This window comes from Luteolibacter rhizosphaerae (genome assembly GCF_025950095.1).
GTDB classification, from domain to species: Bacteria; Verrucomicrobiota; Verrucomicrobiia; order Verrucomicrobiales; family Akkermansiaceae; genus Haloferula; species Haloferula rhizosphaerae.
This window is the reverse complement of record NZ_JAPDDR010000002.1, coordinates 39680-57420: the sequence shown is the minus strand read 5'-3', so window position 1 is coordinate 57420 and position 17741 is coordinate 39680. Positions and strand designations below refer to the sequence as shown.

Below are 17741 nucleotides of genomic sequence, written 5' to 3'. Positions count from 1 at the left end.
CGAGGATAGACAGGTTGGCTGCGCGAGACGAAGTTCCGGCTGGCGATCCGGATCGGAACGAAGTTCTCATGTTGTCATGAGACGAATTCTCTCCGCCGCACTCGTGACTGCCGCATGCCATGGGCAAGAGATGAACCCGGAAGTCATGAAGGAGGCACTCGCCTTACAGGTGGAATCCTTCGAGGAATTCAAGCTCTCCGGCGATGGAAAGGCCGCCAGCTTCGAGATCGAGCTGGGCGAGAAGCCGGCCAAACTCGAGGAGGAGGTCTTCGACGGTTTTCGTTTCCGCTGCCCGGAACTGGCCGAGGGCACCGACTTCGTCTGGTACTTCAACGCTCCGACGAACTGGGGAAACTGGTACATCTTCCCTGTGGAAGGCAAACCGGGCCAGGCCTTTCGCAACTGGCTGGATGCGGACAAGCTCTACGAAACTTACGATCAAAGCGGTTCGCTGGGCCGACTGCGGATCCTCCAGACTTTGAAGGGCTCCTACTTCAAGCCGGGGAAAGAATACATCATGTGGTTCCGCAGGACCGAGGAGGGCAAGGGTCGAACGCTGCAGGGCATCGCGGCCTTCGCCAAGGGAGAGGACTCCTGGGACCACGACGACATCGAGAAGGCGCTGAAGCTGAAACCGGCCCCCGCCGCAGCGCAGGTGGCCCTGCTCAAATCACGCGGCGGGGAGATCTTGCTCAACAAGGACTTCTTCGATCCCCGCTATGCGGAGGGACGGATTGATTCCGCTTTCGATAGCATCCGCAGCACGAAGCGAATGCGTGGCGGCTTCTTCATCACCATGCACATCTCCGTGCCTTCCTGCACGACCGAGCCGCTGCTGAAGGAGATCATTGCGAAACACGGTGAGCCGGATTTCATTCGCACGGGGGAAGAACTCGTGACGGTCCGCAAGAAAGCCGGCGGCGACCCGCCGGATGAGGACGATGCAAAGGTCACGACGCACTACTACGACCACTTCGGCTTCGAGGTGGAGACGGGAGCCGCGGAACCGAAGGTGCTGCGCGTGACCACCACGGGCGCGAACTTCCGCGACCTGAAGGGCGAGGAGAAGGGAGACAGCTATGGCAGGATCGATATCGAGAACCTCGTGGTCTTCCACAAGAACAGCATCGAAGTGGGACGCGCCTACTATTTCCTGGAAGGCGGAAAGACCCCGATCTTCATGAAGGAACCGCCGCCGGGGGAATACAAGGGGGGCGATAGCCTCCTGATCGCGAAGGGCAAGGGCGAGTGGGTCTGGGAGAAGCGCTTCGACGACGGCAAGGTGGCATCGCGGATTCCGATGAAAGCCCATCAGCTTCACGGCAAGGCCGAGGGTTTCTACGAAAACGGCGAGCCACGTTTCAAAGCGGAGTATCGCAAGGGTGAACTCGACGGTGAGCTCCTGCAATACAACGAGGCCGGGAAGGAAACCGGGCTGCGCAAGTTCAAGGAGGGCAAGGAAGAAGGCTCCGGAGAGGAAGGCGAGGAGTAAGCGGAGACTCTGAAAGCCTTGTCATCGTCCCAAGCCCGCGCAAGTCGGAGATCAACTTCGGCAATTACACGGAGAATCTCCTGCGCGAAATCCCATCGACATCCCCGCAGCGAGCCATTGTTCTGTATTCAATGGCTGAAGCTTCCTCGCTCCCGCTCTGGGCCACCGAAATCGTCGCGCGCTATGAGAGCGGGGCGGCGGGACAGTTTATCCTTCATGGCAATGTGGCGGATCGCATGCTGATGCGCCTGCCGGAAGGAGCGAAGCTAGGACGGCTGAACGACTACCTGCTGGATGTGCTGCTGCCGCGCTTCCAAGTGGTATTGTCCTATGACCCGGGATTCGGGCTGCGGGTGGAGCGCGGGCAAGAAACCTTTGCCACGTGGCCGGCCTTGAAGGAGCTGGGCGAGATGCCCTCCCTGCCACTGCCGGCGGTGCGGGCAATCGCGCGCTACCTCCAATTCGCTCGCAACCTGCGCGCGGTGGGGGCGAAGCCGGTGAGCGTGGCCGTGGTGATGCGGGATGCGCAACTCTATGTGCCGGTGCTGCCGCAGACGATAAATCACGAGCTGAGCGCGATCGCTTCGATCCTGCGTTCCTGGGGCGGCGACACGACTTTGGCCGCGCAGGGGCAAGCGGTTTTCCTGGTGGCGGATCGCATCAGCCATTTGCACCCGCTGGTTTCTAACAACCCGCGCGCTGCAGACATCGAGATTCCGCTGCCCGATGTGGGCGAGCTGGCCGGAGCGCTGGAAGTGCTGGCGCCGGAATGCCCCCGCGCCTTGGAAGGCACCACGGACTTCAAGCGGATTGCCTCACGGCTTGCAGGTACATCGATTGCTGCGCTCGAGGCCTTCCTGCGCCGCCGGAACCACAGCGGCAAAGCTCTGGGCGACGCCGACCTAGGCGATCTCCGCAAGGCCTTGGTCGAACGTGATGCGGGTGAACTGATCGACTTCATCGAACCGGACCGGACCTTGGACGACGTGATCGGTCTGGAAGGCGTGAAGAAACGCCTGAAGCAGGATCTCGAACTCTGGCGCCAGGATGAAATCGGAGCGCTACCGATGGGCTATCTCTTCTGCGGCCCCGTGGGGACCGGGAAGACCTATCTGGCGGAATGCCTGGCCGGGGAGGCAGGCGTGCCGGTGGTGGTGCTGCGGAATTTCCGCGACCGCTGGGTAGGCTCCACCGAGGCGAATCTGGAGAAGATCTTCGCGCTGCTGCACGCGCTCGGCCGCTGCATCGTCTTCGTCGACGAAGCGGACCAAGCCTTGGGCAAGCGGGCATCGGGCTCCGGGGATTCCGGGGTATCAAGCCGCGTCTACTCGATGCTGGCGGCGGAAATGTCGAACACGCGCAACCGCGGCAAGATCCTGTGGGTGCTTGCCTCCAGCCGCCCCGACCTGATCGAGGTGGACCTGAAGCGACCTGGCCGGATCGATGTGAAGGTGCCGATCTTCCCCACCTCGACGGCAGAGGAAGGCATGGTTCTGTTAGGCGCGCTGTGCAAACGCCGCGGCATCCCGCTTGATGATGCTGCCAAGGCTTCGCTCCTCCCCCTCGTGCCGAAGTGGCTCACCCCGGGTGCCGCCGAGGCACTCGCCGTGAAGGCCTACCGTCTGACGAAGACCGGCACCCCCGCCGCCGCCGATGCCCTGAAAGCGAGCCTGCAAGGCTACCTGCCCCCCGTCGATCCCGCCATCATCCGCGCCCAGATGCAAATCGCCGCGGAAGAGGCCACCGACGCAGAGTTCGTGCCGAAGGAGGTGCATGCGTATTTGCAAGAGCCATGAACATCGGCGAGAAGGAGGACTCGACCGTCGAACACCACTTCATCGAGCTGGCCACGCGCACGCTTGAGAACGATCCTGCAACCCGGGATGAAACGCGCGCCGAATTGGCCAGCCGGCTTGCCCGAGAGCGGTCCCGGGGGAAGGAGCTTCCGGTCGAAGCCGCACTCTATCAGCTCGCGAAGTTCGTGCCAGTTAGACAAGGCATCGGAAGCATCCTCGCCGGTGCCGTCGTCATCCTCATCCTTGCCGCGATCGCGCTCCTCCAAGTCGGGGCGACCTTGCCCGAGATCAAGCTGCTGCCGATCGCGATGAACGACAACCCTTCCGCTCAGAAGTGGTTCGATCGCCTGCCCGCGGAGGATCGGGAGTTCTTTGCGGCAGGTCTCGGGGAAGGCCTGTTCATGCTCCGCCTTTCCGATGAGGTCTTACAGCTCGAGTCCCTCGACAAACTGCGGCAGCAGCACCCCGCAGATCTTGGCCTCTTCGAACTCTACTCGTTCAGGCACGTGGGTCTTCACGGCGACGTGCCGCCCGGCTTCCGGGAGACCTGGCAAAAGCTGGATCCGGGAAATGGCATGTGGGATCTTCTGGAAGCCGCATCCCTCGCCATGGGTAAGACCTCTGGCGTCAAATGTTCAGAACAAGACCGGGCACGTGCCGTCCAACTCTTCCACCAAGGCGCATCATCCGGTCGGTTCCAGACCTACCTGCCTGAACTGCGAGAGCGGAAGCTCGCCCGGCTCCCGGAGTTCCCGGCCACCTACGTCGGCAACGCGGCGCTGGCCAATCTCGCGAGCCCCTTGCGAATCGATTTCGATGAACTCACCTACCGCCAGCGGGCCCTTGCCGTCTTGGTCTATACGATGAGCGAGGAGCTCTCGAAAAATCAGGAGAAGGCGGGCCTGAGAACCTTGGCCGAGGATTGGAGAAAAACCTCGCTCGGTCTTTTGGCCGCTTCCCGGAACTGGGAAGATCTCAACGCCAACATCTACTTCGTTTCCTTCATCGAGTATCTCGCGGACTCCGCGAGAAATCTTGGCCTCACCGAAGAAGAGAAGCACTTGAGGGCGCTGATGGCGGAGATCGCGCTTGAGACGTCTCCAGTGCCGGCTTCCTTCCGTGCGGGCTCGGTACTCACCCTGAAATCGGCGGTGGACCCCAAGCAGTTGGACAGCATCTCACGCCAGACTGCGAGACGATATCCGCTCCCTCTCGACATCACGCGTCAGGATGCGGGTCGCCTTGCCGAATATCTCGCCGCCGAGCGAGGCTTCGCCCTTCTGGCATCCATTCTGGTTCTCGTTGCCCTTACTCTCGCATGGCTGGAATCCTTCCGCCGTGGCAAGCGCGTAAATGGCATGGCCGATGGCCTCGCCCCCCTGCTCCAGTGGCGGGATACCGCATGGATCCTCGGCCTCGGCGTCATCGCGCCTTTCCTGTGTTATTGGACCATCACCCGCCATACGCCTTTAAGCGCGCGCGATATCGGCATGACTTTCTTCACGGGCTTTCCGCCGGTCCTGATCCAGATGATCTCAGGTCTTCTGCTGCCCGGGGTGCTCACGCTCCAGATCATCCAGTGGCGGATCAAGCGCCGGCTCGGTGTTCTAGGTTTGGGTGGTCGCTCTGCCCTCGCCGGATGGGGGGTGGTGATCGTCACCGCCTTGATCTTGCCCGCAGCTGGAGCGATTCACTGGCTACCCGTACACGAAGACCCCATCTCCAAGGGAATCGCCGCTGCCTGTGGCATCCCCCTGCTCTGGATGCTTTGGCAAGGGGGCTCGGTGCTGTTCTCCCCGACGTCCGGAGCCCTCGGCGGCGTTTTGCTCTGCCGGACTATCGCCACCCCTCTCGCGCTGGCGTGTCTCATCCTTCTCCGCTGTGGGCCGACTTTGAGATCGATTGAGGAGTCGCGGATGATCCAAGCCTCCATCACCAACCTGAATCTCTCGGAGGTCGGCACTCTTCCCGGTGAAGCCCGGGCGGTGGCAGACCTGACCAAAAGAATCACCACGATCCTGGAGGCCAACAAGCTCCCCGACCCGTGACCGAAAAGCGGTTGCCTCCGACAATCCGCCCATGGCACGGCTTTACTCTAACAATGTCCGACTCCGATCCCAGGCTGGAGACCTTTCTCAATCTCGCAACACGCAACTTGGATGCGGATCCGCCGGCTCGGGATGAAGCCCGCGACGAGTTGCTTGTGCGGGTCCTTTCGGCGGAGGAAGCCGGAGATGCCGCGAATCGGCTGAAAGACCGCAAACCCGGGCGAACTTGGATTCATGCCGGGATCGCATTTGGCGCGCTAATCATTCTCGGCACCATCGCAGGCATTCTGATCCATGGCACCGTGAAGGAGATGTGGTCGCTCAAGAACTTGTCCGCGGGCAAACTCGAGCTGGATGAGATCGAGATAAGGCCCGAAAGCGAACGCGATTTCGTAAGTGCCCGACTGGCAGAAGATTTGCCCATCCAGCTCCGCAACGTGGAGCGACTTGTCCAGGAACGACCCGAGGATCGCGGTCTCTTCGAGGAATATGTCGGCTTGAGCGTGCAGGCCAACAACACACTGCCGCCGAACTACCGCGAAACCTGGCAGAGGATCGATCCGGGGAACGGCGCCTGGCTACTCCGGGAATCGATGATGAGGGCGGACAGAGCATTCAAAGGTAGCGGCGGCAGCGGTCCGGTCACGGACGAAACAGCCTTCACCGAAGCACTCGTCCTGCTGAAGCAAGCGGCGGATGCGGGACGATTCGAGAGCCACGCTGCGGACCTCCGCCGACGCAGGATGGCCTCCCTCCCGGAGCCGGAAACCTTGGCCGATGAAGCAAGGGCGATGCTTCTCTCGATCTCCACTCATGACATCTCGTGGTCGCGTATCCAGCAATTCTGCGGGGCAATCATCCGCGAGCAATCGAAGCGCTTGGCCGACGCGAATAATAAGGAGGGCCTGCGGGAACTGATCCGGGTCTGGCGCGAACTCTCCCTCCATCTCGGCACCCGCTCCTCCACGCTCCTTGATTCGGTCACCGCACTGGGCTTCACCATCCACGGGAAGGAGGCTCTTCTCGACGCAGCCACCCGGCTCGGCATGGTGGAGGAACAAGACCGGCTCAACGCCGTGGACGATCTGGGCACAGAGGCATCCTCCATCTTTCGAGCCAGCCCGCATCGCAAGTCAATGTCATGGATGGCGGGAGGCTCGGGCTTGGCCTCGCCGCCCCCGGATGTCGCGGGCAATCCCGCCCTGTTCACGGCAGGGCGCGGGGTCGAGTATGCCTTGGTCGATCGTCTCTACGCTCTGGGTTCCGGAGTGCTCTGCCTGCTCTTGCTGGCCATCGCCGGCGTGGAAGGCATCCGCCGGGGCATGGTCCTGAATGCCGTGGCGGACGGCTTGGCCCCGCTATTCCGCCCGGCAGATACCGCATGGATCCTTGGCCTGGGCCTGCTGGTGCCGGTCGCCTACTACTGGGTCATCACCCGGTTCACGTCTTTGGGTTGCCGGGATATCGGGGCGATCTACTACCCCATTCCCCCATCAGCCCTGCAGACTTTGGCCGGCCTCTTGCTGATATGGGCGTGCCTGCAGACACTGGTCCGCTGGCGGGTGGTCAAGCGGATCTCTTTCTTGGGAGCGCGCGCCGGCTTGCGCATCGATCTCGCCACCGTCGTGCTACTTGGCCTACTGGTCGCCGCGATCGGCGGGGTGCGATGGCTCGGAAAGAATGAGGAAGACTACCTGAAAGCCATGGCGGCGGCCTGCGGCCTGCCATTCCTCTGGCTGGTCTGGCAGGCAGGCGTGGTGCTGCTGGCCCCGAGGGCCGCCGCACTGCCCGGGATTCTATGCGCCCGCAAGCTCGTGCCGCCGCTGGTCCTGCTGACGGGAGCCCTGCTCGCCTCGGTGCCGTTGCTGCGCGGGATCGAGCGGGATTGGCTTCGGCAAGATACCCTGGGCCGGGCACCACGCGGTGGCGGAGGCATCACCATGGCTGAAGAGCTATCGGTGCGATGGATCGCGGAGCGCTTCGAGAAGGCGCTCGCCGAGAAGCCTTGAGTAGCCCCATCGAACTCTCTAACCTTCCCAACGAGGCTGGAAAAACGAGCGATCATCCCTGCGCGGAATCGCAAACTCGGGAATCTGCGGGGTCTACCCACTCGGGAATTCACCTGCGGATATGCTCCGATGGACGCTTTTCGACCATTAAGTCCCGACCTTTGTTAGACAGTTCCCCCATCCCGGGAAGCCCCTCATTCCCATCAATTTCTGCTCCGAACCTAACCGATTCAAATGAACAGAAATCCGAAGTGGGGAATCTAAGTCATACGCAATGGCACGCAAGCAGCTTTCGAAACCCTACCACTAACAGTGGATTTTAAGGTTGCCGACCCCCGGCAAGACCCGTAAAAGCTGGAGTCTCGAATAACGCGATCCGTTCATTATCAAGCACGCCTAACAAACCGCATGATTTTCCGCCTCGCTTCCGCCGCCGCGCTCGCTGCCCTTTTTCTTTCGAGCTGCGCCTCGGACTCCGACCTGAAGGTCTTGTCCAAAACCAACATCAAGCCGTCTTCTTCCTCGTCTCGCGGCTACTACGATTATTCTTCCTCGAACCCTGCGCTTTCCCAAGCCGGAGGGTTCACCACGGCCCAGCCGTCCTCCGCGGTAGTCGCGCAGACCGCTGGCAAGCCGAAGGACAAGCACGGCATGCCTTTCTACAAGGCTTCCGACCGTACCCGCCTGGTGCGCACGACCGCCTACACCTGCTCCGAGGATGACCACATCGAGTATGGCTCGATGAACGCCGCCGGCACCCCGCTCCGCTACACGGACCGCGTGCGCAGCGCCGCCGCCGACTGGGCCGTCTATCCGCTCGGCACCGTTTTCCGTATCAAGGGCATGTCCCAGCTCTTCGTGGTGGATGACTACGGCTCGGCCCTTACCGGCACGAACACCGTGGACATCTACACCCCGTCCAAGGCCCATATGGGCGCTTGGGGCCGTCGCAATGTCGAGCTGACCGTGGTGCAGTGGGGCTCCTACGCCCGCAGCGCCGAGGTGCTCTCGAAGCGCACGCACTACGCGCACTGCGCGCAGATGTATGCGGCGATCAACAAGATGACCGCCGGCCGCACCGCTGCCACGGCCTCCCGCTAAGCTTCACCCGATGACCCGGGCCGAACGTGCCAAGCACGTGGACCGGCGGCTCGCGGAGCTCTATCCGGAAACGCCGATCCCTCTCGATCACCGCGACCCGTACACGTTACTGGTCGCGGTCTTGCTTTCCGCGCAGTGCACGGACGCCCGGGTGAATACCGTGACGCCTGCGCTCTTCGCTCTGGCCGACACGCCGGAGAAGATGGCGCTGGTGCCGGTGGAGAAGATCAAGGAGATCATCCGCCCCTGCGGGCTTTCGCCCAGGAAGTCGCAGGCCATCCGGGATCTATCCGTGATCCTGGTAGAGCAGCACGGCGGCGAGGTGCCCGCGAGTTTCGAGGCGCTGGAGGCCCTACCCGGAGTCGGCCACAAGACCGCCTCCGTGGTCATGGCGCAGGCTTTCGGCGTACCGGCCTTCCCCGTGGACACGCACATCCACCGGTTGGCGAAACGTTGGAAGCTTACCGAAGGGAAGAACGTCGAGCAGACCGAGCGGGACCTGAAGAAACTCTTCCCCCGCGAGCGCTGGAACGTGCTGCACCTGCAGATCATCTTTTACGGCCGTGGCCACTGTACCGCACGGGGCTGCGACGGCAGGTCCTGCCTGCTCTGCGGCGAGTTGTTCCCGCCCAAGTTAAAGGGCACCCGGGTGGCCCCCGGATGCCCTTTGCGTAACGACGTACCCTGAGATGTTCAGTTCGTGTTCAGGACCACGCGGTAGAACACCTTGCCGGACGGAGGATTGGTATCGGTCCAAGTTCCGCTGGTGCCCGTGGTGTTCACGGTTCCCACATTCTCCCAGCTACCGAGAGTGGTGCTGCGCTGCACGGTGAAGCCGAGTCCCGCCGCGGCAGGCCAGGTGAGCGTATTGCCGCTCAGGCTGCCCTTGAAGAAGGAGCTGCCATTGGCCGGGCTGAGACCGAGCAAGTACTCGACGAGGTTCGAGGTCCCATCGCCATCGAAGTCACCGCTGGCAGTCTGGGCGAGGCCGCCGAAGTTCGCCTGCTCCCAAGTGTCATCGAGTCCGTCGCCATCGCTATCGTTGCTGGTAACGGGAATGAGGAATTCGGAAGGCGCGAGCACCTTCGGGCTGATCCTCACCTCATCGATGTTGCCGCCGAAGGGATCGGCATCCGCGCCGTTCCACTTGCCGAGGCCGATGACCCATGGGGCATTCACTCCGGCATAGTTGTAGAAGGCACCGTTGATCGGCAGGGTGGCCTCAAGCACATAGTTGGCGTCGCCAGCGGCCTTGAGCCAGAGCTTGAGCTCGGTGGCACTGGCGGTCACCGCGGCCGAATACCAGGAGCCGGTCGTGATCGAGCGAAGGCTTACCGCTTCGCGAGCCGTGCCGGAGCCGTCCACCATGCCGGCCAGCAGCTTGTTGTCGGTGGCGCGGATCTTCAGCGAGAAGGGCGGCTGTCCTCCGATCGGGTTACCACTCTTGCCGATCACCACCTGCCACACGTTGGTGGCCGTGGTGTTGAAGCTGGCTTCGATCGTGAAGGCGCTGAAGACCTGGCTGTTCAGGGGGACTGCGCCGGTGGTGTAGACGTTGTCGGTGATGAAGAGGTTCCCCCCATCGCGGGCGAAGGCGAGCGAGGCCGTATTCGTCGCCCCGGTGAGAGGCACCGTGGCAAAGGGCAGGTTCGTCGAATAGGTCGGCGAGGTATAGTCGCGCCAGGTCATCATGTGATTCCCCAATCCGGAGGAATCGAGCACGGTGTTCGCCTGGTTGCCGCCGCTGTTATCGCCGACAGGCACGACACCCGTAGTACGTTCCTCGAAGCGCCAGTAGGCCACCGAGGTGGGATAGGAGGAGGCGCTGGTCGGATCCGTTTTCGCCGCGAACTCCATGCCGTTGGTGAAGCTGTCGCCATCCGGATCATCGGTAGCCGACTGCTTGGCAATAACGGTCGCAAGCGACTCTCCCGGCAGCGCGAAATAGTGCACCTCCCAGCCATCCGCCAAGCCGTCCATGTCGCTGTCCGGGGAGGACAGCTGATCCGTCGGGTCCGTGCCTGCAGTGAACTCGTCCAGGTTCGGCACCAGGTCGCCATCCGGATCCGCCGAGGGGATTCCCGCCGCAATACTGCCAAAGTAGTGGATCTCCCAACCATCGTTCAGACCGTCGCCGAAGCCGTCTTCGGTGTCGGGGTAACTGCCCGCGAAGCCAGGGTCCGTTCCCGCCGCGAACTCCACCGCATTGCTGTTGAAGTCGCCGTCCGGATCACCGGCCGCCGTCTGTGCCAGACTGTTGTTGAAGTAGAACAGCTCCCAACCGTCGCCCAAACCGTCCCCGTCCGTGTCCGGATAGGAGTTGGCGTTGGCCGGGTTGGTGCCCGCGAGGTACTCGGCCAGGTTGGTCGAGAAATCGAGGTCGAAGTCGCCGCTCGCTCCTTCGGTGAGATTCCCCGCTCCGAAGTTCGCATATTCCCAGGTATCGGGCAGGCCGTCGCCGTCGCTATCCCCGGAAATGCGGGTCAGCACGCCGGAAGCTTCCGAGAACTGGTAGGTCCCGGACGCCGAGGTCCAGATACCTTCGTTCTCGGTGAAGCCCGCCACGGTGAAGGCGGCGCCGAAGGTTTCAGTCAGCGTGCCGACGTTCACCAAGGTCCAGCTGTTGCCGACGGTGTTGCCCGCGTCAGCGAGGTCGATAGTGAAGGTGCCGTTGAAGGTCGCAGGTCCGGTGCCGCTCACCGAGTTGTTCACTCCATTGGCGCCGATGTCGAAGACCAGGCTGCCGGTGTCTGCCAAGGTGAAGGCCCCGTTGACCACCAGGTTGCCGGTGAAGGTATTCGCCGCAGCGAAGGTGGTGCCGAGGTTGGCGATGATGGTGAGTTCCCCGGTGCCCGCGATCGGGGCGGTCACCACGATCGGGCCTTGCGTCGCGGAGAGGCGCGAGCCCGTCCCCGTCACGGTGAGATTGCCCGCCAGGGTGAAGACCTGATCGAAAGCGTTGAGGTGGTCAATCAGACCACCGGAGAGGATCAGGTTCGGCACCGTGATGACGGCGCTGCTGTTACCCTTGAAGGTCATGTTACCGGCGCTGGTGGCGATCGTCAGCGACGAACCGGCAAAGGTGAAATCACCGGTGGCGGCGGGGGTGCGGAGGCGCAGGATGGAAACGACGTAGTCGTTACCGGCGACGGGCGCACCGGAGGGATTCCAGTTGCCCGCCGTGTTGAAGGAAGACGCTCCGAGAGCGTCCAGGGCGGAGAGGTTGACCGTCGCGGCATGAGTGCCACCGGCGGTCACGAAGGCCAGAGCGAGACCGGCCAGTCGCGCCGGAGCCCGGTGGGCCATGTGGATGTTTCTGATCGGGTTCATGTGTTTCGTTGGGTCCAACAAGCTCACGGAGGGGGGACGGGGAATGAGCTTTGCATGCAATTTTAGCACTGCGGATACCACCGCCAACGCTGATCCGAAAAGGGACTGGGGAATCGGCACAAATCGCGTCGATTCGGCGCGATTGGCAGTCCTGACTCAGAAACGGAACAAATCCCCGAGACTCATAAATGGTATGTTTCCGCCACTTGGAGCAGAATACATCCACCTCTTGACCGGCATTCCTCGGAAAAGGACTCAGAGAGACTCCAGCCAGAGATCCAGGATCGCAACCGCTGCGGCCTGATCAATGATCCCCTTCTGTTGCTTCGCATTTCGGCCCGCTTCGCGCAGCTTCGCGGAGGCATCCATGGTCGTGTAAGCCTCGTCCACATACACGAGAGGCAATTCAGGGAGGCGCTTGGAAAGCTTTGCGCCGAAGCCGCGAACCTTCTCCGCTGCCGTGCCTTCCGTGCCGTCCACCCGCACCGGCAGCCCCAAGACAAGGGTCTTCACCGAGCGCTGCCGCGCAAGGATGGCAATGCGTTCGATGGCATCAGTCTTCCGGACCTCGATGGTCTCCACCGGGTGCGCGAGAATTCCCAAGGGATCGGTCGCGGCGATGCCGATGCGGGCCTCGCCGTGGTCGATCCCGAGCGCCGGGTGATGATCGCTGCCATCCACGCCGCGACGATGCGCCGCCCGCCGACGGCAGATCAAGCTTCGCGGTGGAAGCACATCGGTCACTTCTGCCCAAAAGCCGTGATAAGACACGATTCGTCATCAATCATGTGATTACCAATATGATTGCGCGATCAACCACATCAAAAACGGACACTAATATCTTTTATAAGCCTAAATCCATACATTTTTATTCAGACATTCTTGACACTTGCCGGTATTTTCATCTACGGGCTTAGAAATCCCAAAAAGACCGATTTCCGGCGTTTGGGAGACAAAAAAGCCACAATGAACTCCCAAGTCCAACAACCCGGCATCCGCATGAAGGCGCCCTCCCGCTTCATGATCTGGATCGCCTTGGCCATCGCGACGCCCTTCGCGAAGGCCGACTTGGCTGCCGACTTCGGCAGCATCACGAGCACCTCGGCCGGCCTCACGGTTTCCGGCTGGGGCTCGCCCGGTAGCATCGCCCGCCATGGCACCGCCTCCTTCCCGGTGCTGATGGATGCCAATGGCGTCGCCATGATGGCGGCCGGCCGCTACAACGACAGCTATGCCTCGACGGCCGCCTGCGCGGTGGCCTTCTCTCACAACGGGCCGCTGAACGGCGGCGCGAACTCCATGCCCGCCCTGCTGGAGGCGAGCGTGAAGTGGGCAAGCCGCAAGACCACTCCCTCCACCATCACGGTCGGCTGCGGTGCGGGCATAAATACCAGCTTCTGGACCAGCCGCGGCTATCTCGTGAAGTCGGTGACCACAACGATGAGCTCCTCCACCAACGACCTGAGCGGGGTGGACGTCTTCGTCTTCGACTGGCACTCGGGTTACAGCGCCTCGGCCGTGACCAAGATTCAGACCTTCACGGCAGCTGGCGGCGGGATCGTCTGCGGCGCAACGCCATGGGCTCTGGGTGCCACGCCCTCGGCAGATGCCTATGCCGTGATGGGAGCCTTCGGCCTTACCTACAGTGGCTCCGGCTGGGATGGCGCGAGTCCCGCCACCGTGCCATCCGCCGCGCCCTCGCCCTATTACAGCGCACTCAATGGCAGCGACGACCTGATCGATGACAAGGAGGGACTGATCACGATGAGCCTGGCGAACAAAGTCATCGCCGCGGCATCGATCGATCAGGTGCTCGCGGTGCGCACGAACGTGGCTGCGCTGAATGCGGACATGGAGACGCTGGGTGACTCAAGCCACTACGGCGTGATCGCACCCACCGCGGCGGCACCGATCGCCAAGGCAAGCAAGCCGGTGGAAGCATCCTTGGCGCGCTACCAATCGAACAAGTACGACGCGATGACACCGGCCCAGTTGTTCGCGCACCCGAGTGCGAGCGACTTCCCCGGCGCACCGCTGGCCGGCAGCACCGTCAGCAGGACGGTCTCGGTCAACGGGAACACTGCTGCGGACTTCTACATGAACCAAGGCAGCAAGCCGGTGCGGATCGAGACCGGCGTGTATGCCGCCCCGGGGGCAACCATCACGATCACGATTCCCTCCGACAAGACGGGAGCGGGCCTGCAGGCCCACATTTCCCCGAACGGCAGCGAGGACCAGATCTGGAACCAAAGCAACTGGACCTTCTTCCCGAAGCTCTGGCGCAGGGTGTCCCTGACCAGCGCCACGACCCAGACCGGTTACGTGATGGGTGGCTTGGTCACGATCCTGGTGCCTGCCGGCTCAAGCCTCGGAACCTTCGATGTGACGGTAAGCGGGGCCCTGCCCGCACCGGCCTTCACCCTGGGAGTGAATACGGATGCGGAGTGGAATAGCACGCTGAAGAACAACCCCGCGCCCTACGGCTTCATCAAGACCGACAAGCTGGTGATGTATGTCGAGCGGCCGCAGCTCGCGGCTCTGACCAATCCCACGCAGATCGCGAACCACTGGAAAGCGGTGATGGACACCGCGGACGAGTACTATGGCTATAGTGCCTGGCGGAAACGCGGCGAGGCCATGGCCAGCGCGCGCTACGTGGCCTACGGTGCCGCCTACGCCGGCTATCCCACCGAGAACGGCTGGGGCGTGGGTGAAGATGTATTCCTGAATGCCGCGCTGACAAACTCTTGGGGGAATTACCACGAACTCGGACACGGATTCCAAGACAACTTCGACGGTGCCTTCGTGATCGCCACGCATGCCGAGGTGGACGTGAACCTGCTACCCGGGATGGTCACCACCATGATCCACAAACGGACCGCATGGGACAACGCGAGCCACAGCACCTTCGATTCTTCGACGCGGATCAGCTCGCGTGCCTCTTTCGGAGCACTGCCTGCCGCGCAGCAGACCTGGGCGGAAGCCTGCGGGAACACCGTGGGCTACGACTTCTACTTCAACATCGCGGACTCCTTCGGCTGGGTGGCCTACAAGACCGCGCTGACGCGCCTGATGAACTACCTCCAGAACCCCACCGGTTCTACGGACAACGACATCAAGAACCTCAACACCAGCGACCCGAACTTCAAACGCAACCGCTTCTACATCCTTTTCTGCGATGCGACCGGCCGGAACCTCGACAGCTACTTCCAGCGCTACGGGCTGGGCGTGACAGGACGCGGCTACGAGATCACGCAATCGGTGAAGGATCTGGTCGCGGCCAAGGGCTATCCGGTCTGGACCGATAACACGGCACCGAGCGCGATCAGCAATCCTGGCACGCTGACCTTGGCCGAGGATACCATGCAGGGCACGCTGATCCATGACTTCAGCGTGACCGATGTGGACCCCGGCGAGACCCACACCTATGCGATCACCGCAGGTGACTCGAATGGCGACTTCAGCATCGATCCGCTGACGGGTGAGCTTCGGGTCTTCTCGCTCGATTACGAGCGGGCGACTTCCTATTCGCTGACGATCACGGCATCCGGCAACGCGGTTCCCTTCAGCGGCACCCGCCACACCATCACGCGCAGCTTCACGGTCAACGTGACGAACACGCCGGACGCCCCGGTGGTGGATGGCGAGCTCTTCACCGCAAGCTCCGCGATGAGCGCCGGCACGGTTCTGGGCACCGCCAGCGTGACGATCGATCCCACCCGCACGGTCAGCTCCTGGACGATCACCGCCGGCAATGGCAGCGGGATCTTCGCGATCAATGCATCGGGCCAAGTGACGCTGCAAACACCGGGCTCGCTCGGCTCACCGGCAGCCTACCAGCTCACGGTGCGCGCGACCGACAGCGCGGGACAATCCGGCTACGGTCAGGTCATCGTCTATGCGAATGCCAGCCTGGGCCTGAGCGAGGAACGCTGGACCGGCCAGGTGATCTCGGGCAGCCCGGGCTACACCGGCCACCTGACCTCCTTCACCTCCGCACAGAACGTGGCCGAGAACTACACGCGACGCCTGACAGGCTGGCTCTTCCCGCCGAGCTCCGGTCTCTACACCTTCTGGATCGCCTCGGACGACGGCTCGACGCTTTCGCTCAGCACGAACTCCAGCTCGGCGAACAAAGCCGCGATCGGGGCGGTCTCCGGTTATACCGGCTTCCAGTCTTGGGACCAGCAGGGTTCGCAGAAGAGCAAGACGGTGTTCCTCAAGGGCGGACAACCCTACTACATCGAGGCAATCCAGAACGAAGGCGGCGGCGGGGATCATGTCGCGGTCGCGTGGCAAGGTCCGGGCATCACCCGCGCGGTGATTCCGGGCTCCGCATTGATTCCCGCGGCACCAGGTGTCGCGCTGAATGATTACGCACCAGCCGCCCCGACCATCACGCTGACCTCACCGACGAACGGCGCCAGCTACGGCAGCCCGGCGAGCATCGCGATGGCGGCCACGGTGAACGACAACGGCAACAACATCACCAAGGTGCAATTCCTCGATGGTGCCACGCTCGTCTCGGAAGACTATGCCCCGCCCTATACAGCGACGCTGAACACCTCGGCAGCCGGAAGCCATCCGCTCAAGGCGAAGCTGGTTTACGGCACTTCCACGCTCGACTCCGGAACCGCAACGGTGACGGTGACCAGCTCACCAACCGACACGGATGGCGACGGCTACCCTGACACGCTGGAAACGGCACTGGGCACCAATCCTAACAGCTCGTCCTCGCAGCCATCATCCCTCTACAGTGGCCTGAAGTCGTGGTGGAGGCTGAACGAAAGCTCCGGCACCAGTGCCGCCGATAGCTCCGGCTATCAGCGCACGGGCACGGTCAGCGGAGGAACCTGGACCACGGGCAAGGACGCGAACGGCCTGCTCCTCGACGGAACCGACGACACCGTGCTGGTCGGAAACAGCGCAGCGCTCACGGGCACTACCGACTTCACGCTCGGAGCTTGGGTAAAAGTGAACTCCGGTTCACCCTTGGGCACGGTGATCCAGCAGCGCGAACCGGGCGGCAGCGGCTACATCGGCGAGTATATGCTGAACGTGAACGCGAACGGGACGGTGAACTTCTTCGTCTACGGCAGCGGCGGGTATCAGTTCGACCTGACCAGCACGACGGCGGTGAACGACGGCCAATGGCACTACCTGAGCGGCGTGCGCAGCGGGACCACGGGCTACCTCTACATCGACGGCGTCCAAGCGGCCACCGCCACCGGCACGGTGCAATCCTTGAACGCGCTGGCCGTGAGCATCGGCTACGACTACCGGGACACGAACAAGCACTTCACCGGGACAATCGATGACGTGCGAATCTACTCGCGGGCGCTCAGTGGCACCGAAGTGATGTCGATCGCGAATCCCTACCTGTTGCCCTCGCCATGGACGGCACAGGACATCGGCAGCACGGGGGTGGCGGGAACATCCACTCACAGTGCAGGCACCTACACGCTGAATGGTTCCGGCGCGGACATCTGGGGAACGGCGGATGCCTTCCACTATGTCTGGCAGCCCTTGAGCGGAGACGGGCAGATCATCGCCCGGGTGGCCTCGGTCGAGAATACCGATGGCTGGGCCAAGGCCGGCGTGATGATCCGCGAGAGCCTGACCACCGGATCCAAGCACGCGATGATCGTGATCTCGCCAAGCAACGGGGTCTCCTTCCAGCGAAGGACGGCCACGGGCGGATCGAGCACGAGCACCACCACCGCGGGCATCACCGCTCCGCGCTGGGTGAGGATCACGCGAACCAACAACACGCTGGCCACCTCGTATTCCTCGAACGGGACCACGTGGACAACCTTGGGAAGCGCCACCATCTCGATGGCGGCGAACATCCAGATCGGTTTGGCAGTGAGCTCGCATAATAACACGACGGACTGCACCGCGGTCTTCGATAGCGTGACGGTCACGCCCTGAAATCCCCCGGAACAAGAATCCACCCCGACGGCAA

The 17741-nt window shown here is 62.6% G+C and carries 9 protein-coding genes; 7 read left to right on the top strand and 2 right to left on the bottom strand.

Translation table 11 applies throughout. The features are described from left to right. Positions 1 to 76 precede the first annotated feature (76 nt). From OJ996_RS03215 to nth, 6 genes are all read left to right on the top strand, one after another. Positions 77 to 1492, top strand: coding sequence for a toxin-antitoxin system YwqK family antitoxin (locus OJ996_RS03215; RefSeq protein WP_264511096.1), 1416 nt, complete (start codon positions 77 to 79; stop codon positions 1490 to 1492). A 131-nt stretch (positions 1493 to 1623) separates the two neighbouring features. Then, positions 1624 to 3288, top strand: a complete 1665-nt coding sequence (locus OJ996_RS03210) for an ATP-binding protein (RefSeq protein WP_264511094.1) — start codon at positions 1624 to 1626, stop codon at positions 3286 to 3288. After that, positions 3285 to 5336 carry a hypothetical protein gene (locus OJ996_RS03205; protein WP_264511092.1) on the top strand — a complete coding sequence of 684 codons (2052 nt, stop codon included), beginning with the start codon at positions 3285 to 3287 and terminating at the stop codon, positions 5334 to 5336. Before OJ996_RS03210 ends, OJ996_RS03205 begins: the two co-directional genes overlap by 4 nt. A gap of 53 nt (positions 5337 to 5389) precedes the next feature. Next, complete coding sequence (locus tag OJ996_RS03200; protein ID WP_264511090.1) at positions 5390 to 7345, top strand: hypothetical protein; 1956 nt, start codon at positions 5390 to 5392, stop codon at positions 7343 to 7345. Between the two features lie 408 nt (positions 7346 to 7753). Next, on the top strand, positions 7754 to 8446 hold the full coding sequence (locus OJ996_RS03195; protein WP_264511088.1) for a 3D domain-containing protein: 693 nt from the start codon (positions 7754 to 7756) through the stop codon (positions 8444 to 8446). 10 nt (positions 8447 to 8456) lie between these two features. Further along, complete coding sequence (nth, locus tag OJ996_RS03190) at positions 8457 to 9134, top strand: endonuclease III (RefSeq protein ID WP_264511086.1); 678 nt, start codon at positions 8457 to 8459, stop codon at positions 9132 to 9134. 5 nt (positions 9135 to 9139) lie between these two features. On the opposite strand, the gene OJ996_RS03185 is transcribed toward nth, so the two are convergent. Both OJ996_RS03185 and ruvX read right to left on the bottom strand, forming a co-directional pair. Further along, a complete protein-coding gene (locus tag OJ996_RS03185; protein WP_264511085.1) occupies positions 9140 to 11776 on the bottom strand; it encodes a LamG-like jellyroll fold domain-containing protein in 2637 nt (878 codons plus the stop codon). A 255-nt stretch (positions 11777 to 12031) separates the two neighbouring features. Further along, on the bottom strand, positions 12032 to 12511 hold the full coding sequence (gene ruvX / locus OJ996_RS03180) for a Holliday junction resolvase RuvX (protein WP_264511083.1): 480 nt from the start codon (positions 12509 to 12511) through the stop codon (positions 12032 to 12034). 264 nt (positions 12512 to 12775) lie between these two features. Here ruvX and OJ996_RS03175 point away from each other — a divergent pair, with 264 nt between their 5' ends. Further along, positions 12776 to 17707, top strand: a complete 4932-nt coding sequence (locus tag OJ996_RS03175; protein ID WP_264511081.1) for a M60 family metallopeptidase — start codon at positions 12776 to 12778, stop codon at positions 17705 to 17707. Positions 17708 to 17741: the final 34 nt, after the last annotated feature.